Origin of the sequence: Chitinimonas sp. BJB300, assembly GCF_002735695.1 — a bacterium.
In the GTDB taxonomy this organism is placed as follows: domain Bacteria; phylum Pseudomonadota; class Gammaproteobacteria; order Burkholderiales; family Chitinimonadaceae; genus Chitinimonas.
This window is the reverse complement of sequence record NZ_PDZH01000273.1, coordinates 1-2,180: the sequence shown is the minus strand read 5'-3', so window position 1 is coordinate 2,180 and position 2,180 is coordinate 1. Positions and strand designations below refer to the sequence as shown.

The 2,180-nt window shown below is 54.4% G+C and carries 2 protein-coding genes and 1 pseudogene; 2 read left to right on the top strand and 1 reads right to left on the bottom strand.

Features of this window, described 5'->3' with window-relative positions; all coding sequences use genetic code 11:
* The coding region (locus tag CSQ89_RS21225) for an RHS repeat-associated core domain-containing protein (RefSeq protein WP_199065772.1) at positions 1–656 on the top strand (656 nt) is incomplete at its 5' end.
* Positions 657–661: 5 nt separating this feature from the next.
* Positions 662–1,228 (top strand): Imm42 family immunity protein, encoded by a 567-nt coding sequence (locus CSQ89_RS21220; RefSeq protein WP_158229086.1) that lies wholly within the window; start codon positions 662–664, stop codon positions 1,226–1,228.
* 94 nt (positions 1,229–1,322) lie between these two features.
* On the opposite strand, the pseudogene CSQ89_RS21215 reads toward CSQ89_RS21220, so the two are convergent.
* A pseudogene (locus CSQ89_RS21215) lies at positions 1,323–2,180 on the bottom strand (hypothetical protein); the annotation flags it as partial.

The following is a 2,180-nucleotide window of genomic DNA, read 5'->3' as shown; positions in this document are numbered from 1 at the left end:
GCGGGGAAGCGGCATCAGGGAAGGAGGTTTACAATTACTTCCGGGATTACAGTGCGAAGGATGGACGATACCTACAGAGCGATCCGATAGGGTTGGCGGGCGGGATCAATACCTACACCTATGTGGGTGGCAATCCGCTGAGTTACACCGACCCGTTAGGGCTAGCTAAGGTCCTACCTGGTCCCTTTCCTTTTCCTGTACCACAAAATACTCCTTGGGAACCACCTAACCCTGAAGATGACTTAACGCGTGGCCCGGCACCGTCCTTGCCATCGATACCAACGATTAGCGTACCGCCAAGCACTGCGACCTTTTTGTGTGCTCTCAGCCCTATGCTTTGTCATGTCATTAACAGTGAAAGTGAAGAGCAGGCATGCTCGACTGGTACAGGCGGAAAAGCAGAGAGGGAGACAAATCCTAAGCACCATCCCAACTCACAAAGTCCAGAGCCGCCAAATGCACAAGGACTCTACGACAACTCAGTTTCAGATCAGAAAGGGGTTCGATGGGCAATGGATTCTGATGGTGAAATGCATCGTTTTTCCAAACCGAGTAATGGCAGGACTCACTGGAATGGTTCAACGAGAGGGAAAGACCCAATTAAGCCGCAGAACATTCCTGCGGACGTTAAAAGACACTTTGGATACAAAGGATAATGCCCATGGTTTTTGGGAATCCAAAGACTCTAGCTATTGAGTCAAGCATCACCGAGCCCTATGAACAGCTGAGTCAGCTTGCATTGGGATACTTCGTAATCGTTGTCGGTGATAAAAGCTTTGGCGTTAAAGCACCGGATGCGACGCTCCTTAGCTGCTCGTACTACGCTGTCAAAGAACGTTTAGAGCGCCGTGGTACGCATTCTGTGTCATTCGAATCTGATTCAGACCCGATAAAGATAGTCGATGCCTATCTGGCCTCGGTGTATCAAGACAATCGACAAAACGAAACCTTCTTTGGCCTATCGTCAAATGACTTTAGCGAAGAAATACATTCAAAGAATATCGTCTGGGCTCCTGATGGAGATCAAGCATTTGACGATGGCAGCCATGTATTGCAGTTCGATATAGGAAATAAGGTCCGTCTCATAGCCTTCAAGAACGAGGGTAAACTTGAAGAGGTGATTCCTACAATGTCTGAAACTTGGCTCAGTAGCGATGAGTATTACAGCACGCTTCAAGAGTGGTTAAAGGCATTCGATACCGAAAGGGAAAAGGCTTTAGCTAGATAGCCATTAGATGCGCTTACTTGAGGGAAAGCCGGTGCCGGAGCAATCCTCATCGGCTTTGTTCATTGATGGGCCGGCAGCAGTGCAGCCAGTCACTTCAAAGCTCGAAGCCGTCATCACAACGCACCCAATCCGCATCCCCGTCTAAAGGTGCGCACTCATCCCGATCGGTCCACCATTCAGGCGGGCCGGACTCGGCGCAGTGGTCGAAATAACCCGCATCAAAGGGTGGCGCTTGGTCTAAACCGGGGTCTTCTTCGGGGTTCCACCACGTTGGTGGGCCTTCATCGCGGTAATCGTCGTCGATTTGCGGGGCTTCGGCTGGCGGTAGCGCGTCGTTGAGGGTGTCAGCCAATAACTGCGTACAGTTATTGGCACAAGTCCTAGATGGCCGAGCTTCGCCCGTCCTGGCGGCGAGTCCTTCGGCCGCGCCTTCAAACACCGACTGCTTCTTACGCCAGTCGATCGCCCAGGTCTTGGTGCGTGTTACCACCTTAGCCGACCCGGCTTCCACCCCCTTCACCACGGCGCAGGCAGCCTCACCGTAGCGGTTCAATTGGTCGGGGCGGTCTTCCTTCGCCAGCGATAGCGGCAGGTCTTTACGACGGGCCAGCGGGCCGCCCAGGAGCTGGCAGAACAAGCCCCAGTCGCCGGTATCGGCTGCGGCGGCGGCTTGGTCAATTACGGTGTCGTCCTGCTTTGCGCCGCGCAGCTTGCGCAGTTCACGCCACAGGGCCACTGGCGGGCCACCGTAGAACTGGAATTGCCGCACATGCCACAGGCTGGCCCAGGCGCGGACCTTCTGTGCGCCGGTAATGCTGTCGGTGCCGGCTTCGTAGTCGTCACCCATGGCGAGGTGTTCGCCGTCTTCGCGGCGCTGTTCGCTTTTACCGTCGAGGTTCTTGGTCAGGTATTTGGTGAGGTAAGCGACGGCCCCACCGACGCGGCTACCATC